The following is a 17489-nucleotide window of genomic DNA, read 5'->3' as shown; positions in this document are numbered from 1 at the left end:
TCGCTCCTTATCTGCCATGTTTCAGACGGTCGGCTTCCTCCGCGCGTTTGGCCGAATTCCATTTGTCCATATCGCCGACCAAATACCCGGTGATCCGCCGAATCCGCTCGATCTCCGCACCGCCGCATCCCGGGCAGCGGTCGTCGATAATCCCGCCGTGGCCGCATGTTTTGCAGCGGTCGACCGGGTGATTGATCGAACCGTAGCCGATCCGGTTCTCGGCCATGCAGCGCACGATCCGGTCCAGCGCCGCCACGTTGTGAATAACCGATCCGTCCACTTCGACGTAGGTGATGTGTCCGGCGTTGCAAAGCTCATGGTACGGCGCCTCCAAACGGATTTTATCCGCCGCCTTGATCGGGAAATAAACGGGGATGTGGAACGAATTCGTGTAATAGTCGCGGTCCGTGATGCCCGGGATGGTCCCAAACAGCTCCCGGTCCTTGTTCACGAATTTTCCCGCCAGCCCTTCCGCAGGGGTTGCGATCAGCGTAAAATTCAGCCCGCTGTCCCGCGTCTCGCGGTCCATCCGTTCGCGCATGCGGCGGATGATCCGAAGCCCTTGCCGCTGCATCTCCTCGTCCTGGCCGTGATGGCGGCCGTAGAGCGCCGTCAAGGCTTCGGCCAGCCCGATGAAGCCGACGCTCAGCGTCCCCTGCTTAAGCACGTCGCCCAGCCGGTCATCGGGCCGCAAACGTTCACCGCCCCGCCATACGCCTTGGGAATACAAAAAACGGAAGTTTCCGGCCTGCCGGCCTGCCTGGTAGCGGAAACGGTCATGAAGCTGGCGAACCGCCACGTCCATCGCTTTTTCGAGTCTGCGGTCAAACTCCTCCGGACCGGCGGACAACAGCGCAAGCTTGACAAGGTTAACCGACGTAAACGACAGGTTTCCGCGGCCGACGGCGGTTTCCTCCCCGTTCACGTTTCCCATCACGCGCGTCCGGCAGCCCATGTAGCAGACCTCGCTTTCCCGCGTTCCCCGGTCGTAGGCTTTATTGAACGGCGAATCGAGAAAGGCAAAATTCGGGAACAGCCTGCGGGCGGTCGTTTCAAGCGCAAGCTTGTACAAATCGTAGTTCGGGTCCTCCGGCCGGAAATTCACCCCGGATTTCACTTTGAAAATTTGAATCGGAAATATCGGCGTTTCGCCGCGCCCGAGTCCGCGCTGGGTCGCGAGCAGCAGCTGCCTTGTCAGCATCCGGCCGCAATCGGACGTGTCCGTCCCATAGTTGACCGATATGAAGGGCACTTGTCCGCCCCCGCGGGAGTGCATCGAATTCGCGTTATGAATGAATGCTTCGCAGGCCTGATAAACGTCCCGCTCCGTCATGCTCCAAGCTTCCCGCTCCAGGTCGAAATCGTCCCGCAGCGGCAGCTCCCGCAGCATGCGGAGCTTTCTTTCGTACGTTTTCCGCACATACGGCGCCAAATCGGCATCAAACATCGGAAAAGCTTGTCCCCCGTGCTGCTGGTTCTGGTTGGCCTGCAAAATGATCGAAGCAAGCGCCATGGCGCTTTTGATGTCCTGCGGCTCGCGCATATGGCCATGGCCGGTGTTAAACCCTCCCCGCAGCAGCTTGCCGAGCGGAATTTGGCAGCAGGTGGTCGTCCCTGCGGCATAAAAATCGAGGTCATGGGGATAGATCAAATTTTGTTCCATCGCTTCCCGCACTTCCGGCGCCAATAAATGCTCGACCGTGTACATTTTGGCGCTTTCGCTGGCAAACTTGCTCATGAGCCCCATCGGCGATTTCCCGTCCACGTTTGCGTTTTCCCGAAGCACATCCGGGCTGCCGGCTTGCAGCATATCATGAAAGGAACGCCAAAGATGTCCGGTCCGATCCTGTTCGTATGTCATCATTACAACTTCCTCCTTACGGCGATAATGGGATGGGCCGCCCATCCGACACCATATATAGTACTCAACCATTCGAATCAACACTATATATATTGTCACACCCCGATAATAACAAAAACGTCTATCGACGTACTCGCTAAGAAGACAGACCGCGTTTAAAGGAAGTTTTTCTTGCAATATCAGGAAGCAACGGCTCTGCAGTTTATGCTTTCTGATATTTATAACAAAAACGTCTATCGACGTACTTCCTAAGAAGACAGACCGCGTTTAAAGGAAGTTTTTCTTGCAATATCAGGAAGCAATGGCTCTGCAGTTTATGCTTTCTGATATTTATAACAAAAACGTCTATCGAACGTACTTCCTGAGAAGACAGACCGCGTTTACAAGGAAGTTTTTCTTGCAATATCAGGAAGCAACGGCTCTGTAGTTTATGCTTTCTGATATTATGGAAAAAAGCTGCGCCCTCTGATCGGCCGGGTTCAGGAACGGACAAACGTCATCTCCGGCATAAACAGCGGGCCGGGCATAAAGCCGAGTCGGTAACACAACGACTCGATCGGATGGCCGTGCATGATCCGAATGCGGAAAAGCCGCTCCCCGTTGCGGGCCAAAACGGTCATGGCCCTTCCCAGCATACGCGTCGCCACTCCCCTGCCCCGGAACGTTGGCAATACGGCCAGCCCGTCGATTGTCGGGCATCCTTCCGCGTATCCGATCAGGCATACGCCGATCAAAGCGCGCGTGGCGCCGTCGTAAACGAGACTTGATGCGTCAAGCCCGGCCTTCGAGCTGCGGGCTGCCCATTCGCGAAGCCGGTGCAGCGTCTGCGCGAATGAGGGGGGCGTCAGTTCCAGTCGTCCCGCTTCCGGCGCATGCTTGAATAGCAAAAGCCCGGCTTCGCGTTCCAACGCCATCCTTGCCCCGGCCGAATCCCGCAGGACTTCTACCGGGCGCCATGCCAGCGGATCGGGAAGCATATCCGCAAATTCCGCGGCCGGGCGCTGCATCCAGCGGAATCTGCACGGGTCCGGCCGGAATCCTGCCCGGATGTACGCCTCCGCGCCATCGTCCGGGACATCCCATGCCCGAAGCGGCTGCCCCGGCCCGCCGACCCGACGCAGCGCTTGCGCGATCCGCCTGATCAGCTCCGCATCGGTCCGAAAGGGCGGAAGCGCAAAAAGATGCCGGAACGCCCCGGCCGACAAGGCAAGTCCGCCTTGAACGGCCTCATCCCTTTGAAGCCAAAAGGGCTCATCCCCCGCAGGAAGAAGGCCTCCGGCGCCATTCCCGTTCCGGTAAAAGCCGACCGTCGCCTGATGATAATAGACGCCGGCATACGTCTCCCATTCCGCAGCCTCGGCCCTGCGCAAGCAAAATCCCTCCCCAAGGTCGAGATGATGCAGGTGTTTCAGCCGCTCCTTTTTGTCCACGCCGATCGCTCCCTTCCGCCTAAAAAGGCTTCCTCTTTAGCTTACGACCCCATTGTCCGTTTTCATGCCACTAATCAGGCAAGGTCGTTTTTCTTGCAATACCAGGAAGCAGTGGATTATCATTACACTAATAAAAAGGGCTGTACCCCGGTCTTTAACAGACCTCGGGTACAGCCCTTGCTTTTCAACTTTATGTTCGTGAGGTTCGTCCGTCCAGCTCGATCTGCCAGCAGTCCCGGTATGCCCCTTCATGCCATTCATGCCGCGGCAGCAGCTTTTTCTTCACGAACCCGCATTTTTCGTAGACGCGGAGCGCGCGGGCATTCCATGCCTGCGGATCCATAACGATCCGGTCCGCCTGCAGCTCCGACAGCAAATATTTCGCCACCGCGTGAACCAGCCGCGTACCGATTCCGCGGTTCCAGCAGTCCGTCTCGCCGATAAACTGGTCCATGCCGAAGATCCGCTCCCGCGTACTTGCATACCCGTACAGCTCCCGTTCCTCCTCGTCGATTTCATAATATTGAACGTAACCCACGGGCCGGTCCCCGTACATCACGATGTTCCGGACCGAATCGCTGTCCTTCCGGTAAAAGTGCGCGTACACCTGCTCCAGGTCATGCGGCCGGTCCCGGCCTTCGTAAAATTCAAGCACGCGCGGGTCGCTGAGCCACGCTGCCAGCAGCGGGGCGTCTTCCTCCGCCAGGGATCGCACCGAAAGCTCCCCTTCGCGAATCCGAATCATGCCAGCTCCGCGAGATATGTATTGATTTGCCCCATATGATGGCGGTCATGCTCGTAAAAATCCAGCAAATATTCGTCGACCGACAGCTTGTCTTCATACTTATGCCCGAACTCCGATTCCGGGATGCTTTCGATGACCTCGATGAGCCGCTTGCGCGCTTCCACCGTTTGGCGGATCAAATCCTGCTTGCTCCGGGTTCGCCCGTAAGCCGCAGCGTCGCGATTGAACTCGTCGAAATCGAGCGGCTTCAGCGTCATTGGGCGATGCTCCGCCATGGGCCGAACCGCATTTTCCAAAAAGTAATTGTCCCACAGCATCATATGGCTGATAATGTCGCGCGGCGACCATTTCCCTTCCGCGATCGGCCCGACCCACGCCTCCTCGGTCAAACGTTCCAACGATTCGGCAAATCCGACCAGTTCGGCGAAAGCCGCCAATTTTTCCTGCTTCGTATTCATTTCGAAACTCCTCCTTGGCATGATTCGAATGGGTTTCCTTTCCTGATCATACCATTCAACGGATTTCCAGACAAGAACGTTTGTTTGGCCCCACTTGATAAAAAACTACTGGGAAAGCGGGAAGCCGCCAAGCTGCAACAACGAAAATACGACCGCCGAACGTCGCGAAAGCCGCTTCATCCAAAACCGCCGCCGATCGCGGCTCCCCACCCCCTATATAATGAATTACAGCAGCAAGCTTTTTTTCCGGAACAAGAGGATTCCTGCCGCAAATCCGGCGATGCCGACCGCCAGCAAAATCAGGACGACCGGCGTCCAATGGACCGCCCCCTTGACGATATCCGCGGTATTGAACAGCGAAAACAAGGAAATATGCTGCATCCAGGACAGCTTCTCGCTGATTTTGCCCACCAAATTCAGGCTGAAAAATCCAAATACGATGAAGCCGGAAAGGCCTAGCGCCCGTTTTTCGTCGCCCGAAACCGCAGAAATAAAAAAGCTGATGCCGCAAACGGCAAAAAAGAGCAAAAACGCGCCCAGATTCAGCAGCAAAAAGCTGCCGGAATCAAGCTCGCCGACATCGCCGATGAACCATGCGTATCCTCCGTATCCGGCAAGCGTCGTGACGAGCGAAATGAGGAACAACCCCGTAAGCAGGACCGCCGCCTGCGTAAGCGCCACCTTGACCCGGGTCGTCGGGGCGGCAAGCAGGTACGCCATCGAACCTTGATCGACGAGGCGCGCCATCAGCTGGGTGGCCGTCATGATGCTGAAGATGGATAAAATGAGCACGAACAAAAGCCCGTAATATTCCCCGGAAATAAACGACTCGACGCTGCCGAACCCGTTTTCCAGGCTAAACGCCTTGCTGACTCCTTCCGGCATCGACGCAATGATCGCATTCAAGTTTTCCGACTGCGTGGCCATGCTCGGATAGATCCAGAACATGAGCAGGATGTAAAAAGCGGATCCGAACGCGTAACTCGTCATCGTCCGCAGATGGTTTTTGAGCATTTGCCCGTACAACGCCATGTTCATGTCATTTGCCTCCCGTCCGGTCGTAATAATCCATAAAGACATCCTCCAGGTTTTGCGAAAACACGTCGATGCTGCGGATTCTGTACTTGGCCGTTTCCTGCACGAAACGGTTATAGTCTCCCTGCACCGCGACGCGCACCTTGTTGTCTTGGCAAGAGTCGATTTTCATGCCGCTGCAAAGAAATGCATCCCGGTCTTCCGCAAACTCAAAGGTCACCTCGAACAGCTTCCGCTGCACGGCCTGCAGCTCATGGACGTTTTTGACGGCAATGATTTTCCCGTCCTTGATGATCGCCGCCCGGTCGCAGGTCCGCTCGATTTCCGGAAAGCTGTGCGAAGACATTAAAAACGTCGTGCCTTTCGCCTTTTCCTCCAAAACTAACTCGATGAACACCTTTTGCATCAGCGGATCAAGCCCCGACGTCGGCTCATCCAAAATGATCACCCGGGGTTCGTGCATAAACGCGGCCACGATGCCGACCTTTTGCTTCATGCCCTTGGACATCTTCCGGATCGGCGTCCGTTCGTCGAACTGCAACCGCCGGACGAGCTCCTCCCTGCGCTTCGGATCGACGCCTCCCTGCATCCGGGACATAAAATCAAGAAAGGATTTCCCGGTCATGCCTTCCATAAAAGCGATCTCTCCGGGCAAATATCCGACCAGCTTCTGAAATTTCCCTTGGTCTTTCCACGTATCGCAATCCTGAATCCGGACATATCCTTTTTCGGGCTTCATGAAGCCCATAATATGCCGGATCGTCGTGGATTTGCCGGCCCCGTTCGGACCGAGAAAGCCGAATACCTCCCCTTTTTCCACGGTAAAAGAGACGTCGAATATCCCTTTGCCTCCTGGAAACACCTTCGTTACATGCGACACCGTTAGCATAGCCAGCGCCTCCCGCTTGGGAATAAAATTATGAAATATAATCTTTCGAATATTTCATGACCAGATCATACGCCGGAGGATTCTCCCCGTCAATAGAGTTATGAAATATTTATGTGTTATAATTTCATCATTAGGCGGCGAATGCCGGAAAATGGAGCTGATATACGAGTGAACGGCTTTGAACGTAGAGCACAGCAGATCAAAAACCGCATTAAAGAGACGACGTTAAAGATGCTCGCCTCTTGCAGCACTAAGCAAATCCGCATCGCGGACATCGCTGGGGAAGCCGGCGTTTCCCAAGTGACGATCTATAATTATTTCGGCAGCAAGGAAGCCCTGATCCGGGAAGTATTCCGAGACTACGTCCAGGGCGCCATAGATGAATTCGAATCCGTCGTCCGCGGGAACTCCACGTTAAAAGAAAAGATCGAATACATCATTTTGCAAAAGAAAAAAAACTCCCACACCTTCCATCCTTCCGTCCTCGCGGAATTGATGCAGGAGGATCCGGAAATCCGGGAGATCGTCCGCCGAAATTACGAGGAGAAAAGTTTGCCGCTCGTGGCGGAACTGGTCGGCAAAGCAAAGGCAAACGGGGAAATTTCGGACGGCATATCGGTCGAAACGGTCATTTTGTATTTGAACATGCTTTACGATTCATCCGTGCGCATGCTCGAATCGACGCAATACGGCGAAGATCAGGACAAACTCATCGAGGAAATGGTGCATGTATTTTTTTATGGCATTTGTGGGCCCAAATCCCAAAAATGATTCAACAATTGTAAAATCTATGTTAATTTTATGTTTTCATCGTGTAAAAAAACGAATATAGTAATGGTTAGCAATGATCATCGGGGTCGCCGACCGAATCCGAAAATGATGAACGACCCCAACATTCATCAAACCATGTTGTTTAGAAAGGAGCCGGAATGATAGACTTTTCCTTACGTTCATCAAAGCCAAAAACACCTGTAGTCGCCATCTTCATTCTGTTGCTGCTTAAGCTGTTGCTTTTGCGTTATTTTTTCTTTCATGAGATCATGTGGAGCCGGATCGCGGCGGACGCCGCCTCGCTGCTGGTGCTTCTGTCCCTGCTGGAGCTCGTCATCCCCAACAAAGCGAAGGGTATCGTGTACTGGCTGCTCAACTTGCTGTGCTCGTTTATGTTTTTTGCGTCGGCGGTGTACTTTCAGCATTTCAACACCGTTCCGACCTACACCGCCCTCTCCGAGCTGAAGCAGGTGGGAGGAATCAAGGACAGCGTGCAGTCGACCATCGAAACGGCGAATTATCTCTTTTTTGCCGATGTCGTCGTGATCACATTGGTTTGGGTCGTCGGCAGGCTGATGGGACGGAGACCGGGCATGTCCGCTCCGCTTCGCAAAAGATGGCCGGCGGTCATCGGCGTTGCCGCCCTTGCCGCCACGGTATTTTTTATCGCCAATGACCGGGGCATCACGAACGAAGTGCTCCAAGCCGAACACCTCGGCTTCTTTAATTATCAGGTAGCCGCGGGGCTCAAAGCCAAAGAGGAAGCCGCCATCGTCGCTTCCGGCAATATCGAGGAAACGGTGCAGAAAATCGAGTCGAAGGAAGCGTCGTTCACATATCAGGATCATCCGGGAGCGCAGCCGAAGTTTTTTGGGGCGGCCAAAGGCAAAAACGTCATCGTCATCCAAATGGAGGCGTTCCAGAACTTCCCGATCCATTTGAGTCTGGATAACCAGGAATTGACCCCGGTGCTGAACAGCCTGGCCAAAGACAGCTTTTACTTCCCGCGCGTATTCCAGCAGATCGGACAAGGCAACACCTCCGACGCGGAATTCATGAGCAACACCTCGATTTATCCGACGGCGACCATCGCCATGTCGACGGGCTTCGGCGACCGCGAGCTTCCAAGCATGCCGCGGCTGCTCGAGAAAAGAAATTACGAAGCAGACACGTTTCACGTGAACGACGTCAAGTTTTGGGATCGGGACAAGCTGTACCCGGCCTTGAATTTTACCCATTACTACGACAAACCGAACTATAAAAACGACCACTTTAACGAGTTTGGCGCGTCGGACGAAGAATTGTACAAATTCGGCGTCCAAACGCTGTCCAAGCTCCACCAGGAGAATAAACCTTTTTACGCGCAGTTCGTGACGGTATCCAGCCATTTTCCGTTCAACGTGCCGGAAGACCGGATGAAAATCAGCATCCCGGATGCCTTGAAAGGAACGCAGCTCGGCAATTATTTGGCTGCCGTCAATTACACGGATTATGCGATCGGAACCTTGATCGACCAATTGAAGCAAAACGGCATGTGGGACGACACCGTGCTGGTCATCTACGGCGACCACTTCGGCCTGCAGCCGCAGGATAACGATCCCGCGATGGTCAGCCAGGCGCTGGGCATCAAATACGATCCGAGCGTCACGCGCTTTAACATCCCGCTTCTGATCCACGTGCCCGGCTTGCCGGGACAGGAAGTGAAGCAGGTCGGCGGACAGGTGGACATCATGCCGACGCTCGCCAACCTGCTCGGGATATCGCTGAAGGAAGAGAACTTCACCGCGTTTGGCCATGATTTGTTGAACATCGACCATAACATTGTCGGCAGCCGTTATTACTTGCCGACGGGATCCTTCTTTAACGACGACATTTTGTACGTTCCGGGCAAAACGTTTGAGGACGGCAGCGCGGTCAACCTCGACACGCTCGAACCCGTCGCCGATTTCGCCAAATACAAAACGGATTACGAATACAACCTGTCGCAAATGAAGCTGTCGGACGAATACGTCAAACTGCTGCCGAAGCGGGAATAATTACGGCCCGTTATCGAAAAGCGCAAAAAAACACACAAGCATCCTCTCCATGGAGGCTTGTGTGTTTTTTATCTTTCACTCCGCGACGATGAGCTCGATCCCTTTTTCCCGCAGCAGCCTGGCATCCGTGCCTGCGATGTGGCTGTCCGTAATGACCGTGTCGATCTCTTCCCAGCCGGCCACATGCGTAAACGCCTGCACGCCGATCTTGCTGGCATCGGCCAATAAATACACGTTTGCGGCCTGTTTGATCAGCTTATGTTTGACCATCGCCTGCAGCTCGTTCGATTCGCTGATGCCCCGCTCCGGGTGAACCCCTTTGCATGAAACGAACGCTTTTTCGACATAGTAGGCTTCCAGGCTGCGCTCGGCCATCGGACCGACGTACGAAAGGGATCTTGCCGCCAAAATGCCGCCGGTCGAGATGACCTCGATTTTTTCCTTCGACGACAGCTCCAGCGCCACCTTGATGGAATTGGTCAACACCGTAAGCGGAATATCCGGCAGGATCGACGCCATGTACCATGCCGTCGAGCTGGCGTCCAGCGCGATCCGGTCATGCGGCTCGATCAGGGCGACAGCCGCTTTGGCGATGCGTTTCTTTTCCTCCTGATGCATCACTTCCCGTTCGAAATACGGCGTTTCGGCCTGCGTCTCTTTGACGCTGACCGCCCCGCCGTGGCTGCGCCGAAGCTTGCCCTGCTGCTCCAGACGGTCCAGATCGCGTCGGATCGTTTCTTCCGTGACCCCGCACAGCTCGCTCAGCTCGGATACCCGGATGCTGCCCCTTTCGTTGACGAGGCTTACGATTTTATCGTATCTTTCCGCAACTAACATAGCTACCCTCTTTCATCGCCGGCCTTCCCGCCAGCCGGATTCACCTTGGAATTTCGCAAAATCAAAACCTATTATACCAAAACTCCGGGAGCAGGCGCATGTTCTTGAAGCGGCCTATCCGACAATCAACGCATAGGCCACGCCCGGGCCATGGACGCCGATCGTGAGGTCGTTTTCGATGTCCGAGGATCGGCTGGGCCCGGAGATAAAATGCACGCCTGCCGGGAAACGGTCCCCGGGGACGCTCGCGATCTCTCTCATCGCTTCGCCAAGCCGCGTTAGCATGCGCTCCGCCGGAATGACGGCGATGAGCACGTTCGGCAGCAGCGATACCGAGCGGCCTTTGTCCTTGGAGGATGTCACGACAATGGTACCGGTGTAAGCAACCGCATGATCGACGAGCACGATTCCGACATCCGCATGCTCGCAGATGGAACCGGATCCTTCGGGATCGAGGCCGTTCCAGGCATGATGCGAAAGCTCGGGCAGGACGCTCTCCAGCGCAAGCCCCTCGAGCTCAGGCAAGTTTTGCCGGACGGTGGACTTCGCCTGCTGCTCCCTGGCGATGCGGGCGATGACCTGCGGCAGTTCGGACATCGAAGCGATTCGTTCGGGATATCCGCCGGCTGCCTTCCAATTGTCCATGAACCGCGTGATTTTGTCTTCGGCCCCCAACTCGTAGGAGGTCCAGAAATCCGGCGCCCCCCGGAACGGATGCACCGGGGCCGGGCTAACCGCCGATCGCCCCAGCCTGCTTGCGATGTTGCCGATAAACCGCTTTTCCGCCTCAAGCGATTCGCGGTATAATCCGGCTAAAAATTCCGGATCGGATTTGGTCATGTTTGCCTTCCTCCCTTCGCCCGGTCCTGAACGATTTTTTCCATGCGCGACTTCATCTCGTCCGTCATCGGTTTGAACGAATGCTCCGCTTCCGAAGCCAGCTTCGCCCATTGCTCCCGGAACGACTTTTCAGGCAGCGCCGGAATATGGCGGTATGCCGTCCAGCCGCCGAGCGGTCCGATGCGCGATTTGATGACCCCATCGCGTACAAGCAGCTTTTGTCCCAGCTGCCCCGCCTTGACCGCACGCTCGAACCAGGCGTGATTTCCCATCAGCATTTTGAAGCCTTTCATCGCCATTTTTTCGCCGGGGGCGGTCACCCCTCGTTCCACCTTCCGGTTGCGCAAGTAAACGAGCATGTCATGCAGCGGGATTTTGACGGGACAAGCTTCATAACAGGCGCCGCAAAGGCTGGACGCATTGGCGATGTCGCGCCACTCCTCCGCGTTTTTGTTGAGCGCCGGGGTCAGCACCGCCCCGATCGGGCCGCTGTACGTTCCGGGATAGGAATGCCCGCCGATATGCCGGTACACCGGGCAGGCATTCAGGCAGGCGCCGCAGCGGATGCAATTGAGCAGCTCCTGAAAATCCGGGTCCCCGAGCTGCAGCGACCGCCCGTTATCCACGATGATGATATGCATTTCTTCGGGGCCGTCCCCGTCTGCCGTCCGCCTTGGGCCTGTGATGCCGGACATGTACATCGTCATCTTTTGCCCGGTCGCCGATCTGGGCAGCAGCGTGGCCATCACTTCGAGATCGTCCCAAGTCGGAATGAGCCGTTCCATTCCCATGAGCGTAATCTGGATTTTGGGCACCGTGCTGACCATGCGGGCGTTGCCTTCGTTTTCGAAAATGACGACGGTGCCGGTTTCGGCGATGCCGAAATTGCAGCCCGTCAGCCCGATGTCCGCTTCAAGAAACTTGTCGCGCAGCTTGCGTCTCGCAAAACCGGCGAGCACCTTCGTTTCCGGCGGCAGCGTTTCTCCGGCCTCCTTCGACAGCAGCTCGGCGATTTGGCGGCGGTTTTTGTGAATGGCCGGAATAATGATATGGGACGGCGGTTCGTTGGCCAACTGGATGATGTATTCGCCCAGATCGCTTTCGATCGATTCGATCCCGATTTGTTCGAAAGCTTCGTTGATATGGACCTCCTCGGAGACCATCGATTTGGATTTCACCACGGATTTCGCTCCCCGGTGTTTCGCGATGTCCAGGGCGATTCGGGCGGCATCCTTCCCTTCCGGCGCAAAATGGACGTGAACGCCTTGCGCGCGGGCATTGTCGATAAACCGGCTCAAATAATAATCGAGGTGCGCGACCGTGTGGGCCCGGATTTGCCGTCCGCGCTCCCGCCACTCCTCCCAGTTGCCGTGTTCGGCCGTCGCCGCCTTTTTCCCGTTTTTCAGCCTTTCGGTCGTAAACTTGACGGCGTCGATCAGGAATTCGTCCTGAAGGGCGGTTTTGGCCCGCTCCTTGACGTTAGACCCCTGCGGTTTGCTCACGGTTCCTCACCCCTTCGTACAGCAGCTCGGCCAGATGCATCACGCGGACCGGCTTACCTTGGAATTTCAGATTCCCGCCGATGTTCAGCAAGCAGCCCATGTCCAGCCCGACGAGCACTTCGGCTTCCGTCTCCAGCACATGCTGGCTTTTTTCCGTGACCATCGCCCCGGAAATTTCGCTCATCTTGATGGCGAACGTGCCGCCAAAACCGCAGCAGTCTTCGGCATAAGGCAGCGGGACGTATTCCATGCCTTCGACGTGGCTCATCAGCTCCATCGGCTCGTCCTTGATCCCCAATAGCCGCGAGCCGTGACAGGAAGGATGGTAGGTCACTTTATGCGGAAAATACGCCCCGACATCCGTAACGCCCAGCACCTGGACGAGAAATTGGGTGAACTCGTACGTTTTTTCTTTCAGACGGTTGCTTTTTTCAAGCAGCACAGGGTCGTTTTCGAACAGCTTCGGATAATAATGATGGATCATGCCCGTACACGATCCCGAAGGTGCAATGACAAAATCGCAGTCGTCAAACGCTTCCAAAATCGTTTTGGCCGACGCCCGGGCTTCATCCCAATAGCCGCTGTTAAAGGCCGGCTGGCCGCAGCAGGTCTGTACCTTCGGAAAATCCAGCCTTACCCCGTATCGGGCCAACAGCTGCGCCATCGCTTCGCCGATCGGCGGAAACAGCGCATCGCTGATGCATGTAATAAAAAGCGACACTTTCATCCCGGCTTCTCCTCCTTTGCTCCCAGGTCAGGATTTTGCAAAATCCTCAAGTAAAAATCGATTCGGGCCGACGCCCGGATAGAAAATCAATCCCCACATGCCCGGGGCGCTTCTCGCTTTGCGCTTGTTCAGGCATGACGGGGATTGGGTTATTTATGACATCAAGATGACGGCAAACGGGAGCGGGCAGGAATTACCGCGTAAACGCCGCAGGCACCCCGCCGTCGATCGTCAGCATGCAGCCGGTCGTTTTTTCGGCTTTCGACGATGCGAAGAAGGCGATGCCTTCCGCCACGTCCTTCGGATAAATATTGACGAGAAGCGTCGTTCTTTTCCGGTAATGCTCTTCCAGCTGATCCGGTTCGATGCCGTAAGCCGCGGCGCGTTCATTGCGCCAGTTGGAATTCCAAATCGCGGAACCCTGCAAAATCGCGTCCGGCAAAATCGTGTTGACGCGGATGCCGTGTTCCCCGCCTTCAGCCGCGATGCAGCGTGCCAGATGCGCTTCAAGCGCTTTGACGGAACTGTAGGCGGTCACGTTTTTGCCTGCATAGACAGAGTTTTTCGACCCGACGAAAATCATGCTGCCGCCGAGTCCCTGCTCCTTCATCTGCTTGAATGCTTCGCGTGCCACGAGGAAGTAGCCCGTGCCCAGCACGTTCATGTTCAGGTTCCATTCCTTGAGCGATGTTTCGTCGAACGGGCTGGAGGTCGCAAGCCCCGCGTTGTTGACGATAATATCGACGCCGCCGTAAGCGAGCGCCGTTTCGCCAAGCGCCGCGATGACCATTTCTTCGCTGGTCACGTCCATTTTAACCGCTTTGGCCCGTCCTTCGCCATATTGCGCATTGATTTCGGCCGCTACCTTCTCGGCGCCTTCAAGATTGAGGTCCGCCAACACGACATGGGCCCCTTCGGAGACGAGGCGCCGGGCCGTTTCGCTGCCGATGCCGCCCGCGCCGCCGGTAATAAACGCGACCTTGCGCGAAAACTCCGCTTCGGCAGGGGCCAGCGTCAGCTTATACAGCTCAAGCGGCCAATATTCCACGTTGTAGGATTCGTTTTCGTTCAGCGACACGAATTCGCCGAGGGCCGTCGCGCCTTTCATGACGGCAATCGCGCGGTGGTACAGCGCGCCGCTGACGCCGGCCATCGCCAGGCTTTTTCCGGTGTTGACCATGCCGATTCCCGGAATGAGGATGACGCGCGGAGCCGCTTCGAACATGACGTCTCCTTCATGCTTGTTCCGTTCGAAATAAGCTTTGTATTCCTCCTTGTATTCTTCGATGCCTTTGCGCACCGCTTCCTTCAGTCCGGCTGCCCCGTCGGACGGCGACCATTCCACGAACAACGGAACGCGTTTCGTATGCACCAGGTGATCCGGGCAAGCCGCGCCGACCTGGGAAAGCTCCTTGGCGTTTTTGCTGTTGACGAACTGGAGCACGTCGTCCCCGTCATCGTAAGAGCAGATCATTTTTTTGCCGTCGCTGACCGCGCCGCGAATGACCGGCATCACTTCCGCGAGGATCGCTTTGCGCTTCTCTTCCGGCAATGTTTCCGCCTGGCGTCCGCCGAAGACTTGATCCTCCTGAATGCGTTCGTTGATGTAGCGCTCAGCTTTTTGGATCATGGCGATCGTTTGGTTGTAGCAGGCTTCCGACGTTTCGCCCCAAGTGACCAGGCCGTGTTTTTCCATCAGGACGAGCTGGGCGTTCGGATTGTTTTTGACGCCTTCGGCGATCATTTTGGATAACGTGAAGCCCGGACGGATATAAGGCACCCATACGAAGGTGTCCCCGTAAATTTCTTTTGCGATTTCTTTGCCGTTATCCGCGCAGCACAGGCTGATAATGGCATCCGGATGCGTATGGTCCACGTGCGGATAAGGCAGGAATGCGTGCAGAAGCGTTTCGATCGAAGCCCGCGGATGTTTGCTGTCGATCATGCAGTGCGACAAGTAAGCGACCATCTCCTCGTCCGGCATTTCATCGCGTTCGATGAGCGGACGGATATCCTCCAGGCGCAGTCCCGTAAAATGCCCGGCTTTCATCGTCGCCAGGTCGGAGCCGCTCCCCTTTACCCACATCACTTCCACGTCGCGGCCGCGGAAATCCTTTTCGGTCGTTTTCAGCGAGGTGTTTCCGCCGCCCCAGTTGCAGACGCTCCGGTCGCTGCCGATCAGGTTGGAGCGGTAGACGAGTTCTTCCACGCCCGCTTTCGATTTGGATGCTTCTTCGTTATTCCAAAGACTTTGAACCATGAATGATGCCTCCTATATTGAATGGTTTTGTTTTTGTTTGTTTATATTTGAATTGATTTGATTATAACAGAACGCTTTTGATTTTACACCCATTTTCTTCGTTTTATGTCTGATTATTTTTAAACCGTCAATAACAAAAAAAGACGGAACCGGCAGCAGTGCCGGTCACGCCTCTTTTCAATCATATGAACCATGTTGATCACGCGTTTAGCGGAGATTATTTTTGCGGTCATAATTTTTCAGCTGCGCAGAAAACTTATACATTCTGGCTATGATCATCAAAAAGAAAAGTCACGAAATTCGATCCGCGAGCAAAATGACATGGTCCTTATTTTACGGTATAACGTTCTTCGATCTTGAAATATTTCCAGATAAAAACCGCGAGCCCCCAGATCACCAAAAACATCGCTACCAGGAAATAGCCCAAATTGCCGAAATCGATGGCGGCGACCGCATTCCATACGCCACCGGATAAATGAAGCTTTTCGGTTGTCATTTGCGCCAGCTCCACGATGCCGACCGCCAGCGCGGCCACGACGGAAATCGCCGTTACGATCAGGTTATAGTACACTTTGCGCACCGGACGGTCGTTCGCCCACGCGTAACTCTTGGTCATCATGATGCCGTCCAGCGTATCAAACAGGCTCATGCCGGCCGCAAACAACAGCGGGAGGGCGATGATGCCCAGCACCGGAAGATTGTTGTTCGCCGCGCCCGCCGACATCGTCAGCAGCGATATTTCCGTAGCCGTGTCGAACCCGAGTCCGAACAAAAAACCGATCGGATAGATATGCCAGCTTTTCGTTACCAGCTTGAATAAGGAACCCAAGTAACGGGTGAAAAAGCCCTTCGCCTCAAACATGCTTTCCAGCTCGGATTCCCTTATCTTTTCTTCCTTTATTTTGCGGAACGCGTTCCAAAGCTGGATGAACAAAACGAGGTTGAGCACAGCCAAAAACACGAGAAAGACGCCCGAAACCGTCACGCCGATCATTCCGCCGATTTCCTGCATATTGGACATGTATTTGGCCACGAACTTGACGGACACCGCGGTCAATACGGCCAGCAGAAAGACAACCGTCGAATGGCCGAGCGAAAAATAAAAGCCGACGCCCCGGGAATCCTTCTTTTGCGCGACCAGCTTGCGGATGGTATTGTCCACCGCGGCGATATGGTCGATATCGAAAGCATGGCGCAGGCCGAAAACGTACGCCGCGATCCCCATCCCGATAAAAGACGGGTGTGCCGGCACGACGGTAAACAAAGCCGCGATGCCAAGCACGTGGATGATAAGAACGATAAACAAATAACGGTTTAAAATAAATCTCATGCTTCTCCCCTTCGTCCGGTTTCTTGATCAAGTCAGCAATCGCTTCGCCTCCACCTCGCCCTCGTGAACGGTTTACCCTTAAATCTGAAATCATCCAAAAAATTCCATGCCTTGAAACATGCCGACCAGCGCTTCCGCGCCGACGATGCCAAGCACAAGCTTTACAAGTTTGGAATCCCCAAACAATCCCAATACCCATTGGCACCAGGATATTTCCTCGCGGTCGAGCATATTTCGCCGGTTGAGCAGGATGTACCGCCCGAAGTGCTTCGAGCCTGCGGCAGGGCCGGTTTCCTTATGCTCCTTCTCCACTTTCGCGATTTTTTTCTCGCGCTGCTCCACTTTTTTTCCGAGAGCCGATATCCGGTCATAGAGCAGCTTTTTGGCGCCGTCTTCGTCCGCCAGCCACATCGCGTTGACTTTAATCAAAAACTCGTCCCTAAGCGCCGGTTCCGCCGGATGTTCGACGATCCAAGCCTTTAATGCTTCTTTTCCTTCGTCCGTGATGGAGTATACTTTTTTGTCCGGTTTGCCCGTTTGTTCCACATGTTCGTAAACCAACAATCCCTTTTGCTCCAATTTGGTCAAATGCGGATAAATCTGGCTGTGTTTGGCCGGCCACAACAGTTCCAAATAGGCCGCCAACTCGTACCCGGAGCACGGTTTCCTGCCAAGCGCGCTAAGAATAGCGTATTCCAGCGTGTTCATATCTTCTTCATTCCCTACATCTGTATAAGTGGTGTCAAGACCTACATATGGTCCGATTTT

At 55.1% G+C, this 17489-nt stretch carries 15 protein-coding genes; 2 read left to right on the top strand and 13 right to left on the bottom strand.

The features are described from left to right. Nucleotides 1–7: 7 nt before the first annotated feature. The 6 genes from RJP21_RS12700 to RJP21_RS12675 all read right to left on the bottom strand — a co-directional run bounded on the left by RJP21_RS12700 (nt 8) and on the right by RJP21_RS12675 (nt 6418). On the bottom strand, nt 8–1864 hold the full coding sequence (locus RJP21_RS12700; protein ID WP_236575484.1) for an anaerobic ribonucleoside triphosphate reductase: 1857 nt from the start codon (nt 1862–1864) through the stop codon (nt 8–10). A 476-nt stretch (nt 1865–2340) separates the two neighbouring features. Beyond that, nucleotides 2341–3291: a GNAT family N-acetyltransferase gene (locus RJP21_RS12695; protein WP_310859613.1), complete on the bottom strand. Its 951-nt coding sequence runs from the start codon at nt 3289–3291 to the stop codon at nt 2341–2343. Between the two features lie 190 nt (nt 3292–3481). Then, entirely contained in the window at nt 3482–4036 is a 555-nt protein-coding gene (locus tag RJP21_RS12690) for a GNAT family N-acetyltransferase (protein ID WP_310859612.1), read from the bottom strand. Further along, the gene (locus RJP21_RS12685) at nt 4033–4494 is read right to left on the bottom strand and encodes a DinB family protein (protein ID WP_310859611.1); all 462 of its coding nucleotides are present in this window, start codon (nt 4492–4494) and stop codon (nt 4033–4035) included. The genes RJP21_RS12690 and RJP21_RS12685 overlap by 4 nt, the downstream gene beginning before the upstream one ends. Nucleotides 4495–4719: 225 nt before the next feature. Beyond that, nucleotides 4720–5532, bottom strand: a complete 813-nt coding sequence (locus RJP21_RS12680; protein ID WP_310859610.1) for an ABC transporter permease subunit — start codon at nt 5530–5532, stop codon at nt 4720–4722. A 1-nt stretch (nt 5533) separates the two neighbouring features. Beyond that, nucleotides 5534–6418 carry an ABC transporter ATP-binding protein gene (locus tag RJP21_RS12675; RefSeq protein ID WP_310859609.1) on the bottom strand — a complete coding sequence of 295 codons (885 nt, stop codon included), beginning with the start codon at nt 6416–6418 and terminating at the stop codon, nt 5534–5536. A gap of 168 nt (nt 6419–6586) precedes the next feature. On the opposite strand from RJP21_RS12675, the gene RJP21_RS12670 reads away from it, so the two are divergent. Next, complete coding sequence (locus RJP21_RS12670; protein ID WP_310859608.1) at nt 6587–7189, top strand: TetR/AcrR family transcriptional regulator; 603 nt, start codon at nt 6587–6589, stop codon at nt 7187–7189. A gap of 269 nt (nt 7190–7458) precedes the next feature. Next, nucleotides 7459–9225 carry a sulfatase-like hydrolase/transferase gene (locus tag RJP21_RS12665; RefSeq protein WP_310859607.1) on the top strand — a complete coding sequence of 589 codons (1767 nt, stop codon included), beginning with the start codon at nt 7459–7461 and terminating at the stop codon, nt 9223–9225. A gap of 75 nt (nt 9226–9300) precedes the next feature. Here RJP21_RS12665 and RJP21_RS12660 read toward each other — a convergent pair whose 3' ends face one another. From RJP21_RS12660 to RJP21_RS12630, 7 genes are all read right to left on the bottom strand, one after another. Next, nucleotides 9301–10062, bottom strand: a complete 762-nt coding sequence (locus tag RJP21_RS12660) for a DeoR/GlpR family DNA-binding transcription regulator (protein ID WP_160039922.1) — start codon at nt 10060–10062, stop codon at nt 9301–9303. 114 nt (nt 10063–10176) lie between these two features. Then, a complete protein-coding gene (locus RJP21_RS12655) occupies nt 10177–10902 on the bottom strand; it encodes a LutC/YkgG family protein (RefSeq protein ID WP_310859606.1) in 726 nt (241 codons plus the stop codon). Beyond that, nucleotides 10899–12404 (bottom strand): LutB/LldF family L-lactate oxidation iron-sulfur protein, encoded by a 1506-nt coding sequence (locus RJP21_RS12650; RefSeq protein ID WP_310859605.1) that lies wholly within the window; start codon nt 12402–12404, stop codon nt 10899–10901. The genes RJP21_RS12655 and RJP21_RS12650 overlap by 4 nt, the downstream gene beginning before the upstream one ends. Beyond that, nucleotides 12382–13131, bottom strand: coding sequence for a (Fe-S)-binding protein (locus tag RJP21_RS12645; protein ID WP_310859604.1), 750 nt, complete (start codon nt 13129–13131; stop codon nt 12382–12384). The genes RJP21_RS12650 and RJP21_RS12645 overlap by 23 nt, the downstream gene beginning before the upstream one ends. 193 nt (nt 13132–13324) lie before the next feature. Beyond that, on the bottom strand, nt 13325–15391 hold the full coding sequence (locus RJP21_RS12640) for a bifunctional aldolase/short-chain dehydrogenase (RefSeq protein WP_310859603.1): 2067 nt from the start codon (nt 15389–15391) through the stop codon (nt 13325–13327). Nucleotides 15392–15719: 328 nt separating this feature from the next. After that, entirely contained in the window at nt 15720–16721 is a 1002-nt protein-coding gene (locus RJP21_RS12635) for a HoxN/HupN/NixA family nickel/cobalt transporter (RefSeq protein WP_310859602.1), read from the bottom strand. 90 nt (nt 16722–16811) lie between these two features. Beyond that, the gene (locus RJP21_RS12630; protein ID WP_310859601.1) at nt 16812–17429 is read right to left on the bottom strand and encodes a PadR family transcriptional regulator; all 618 of its coding nucleotides are present in this window, start codon (nt 17427–17429) and stop codon (nt 16812–16814) included. Nucleotides 17430–17489 lie beyond the last annotated feature (60 nt).

This window comes from Paenibacillus sp. VCA1 (assembly GCF_031583795.1).
In the GTDB taxonomy this organism is placed as follows: domain Bacteria; phylum Bacillota; class Bacilli; order Paenibacillales; family Paenibacillaceae; genus Paenibacillus_AQ; species Paenibacillus_AQ albilobatus.
This window is presented reverse-complemented; position numbering and strand designations above follow the sequence as displayed.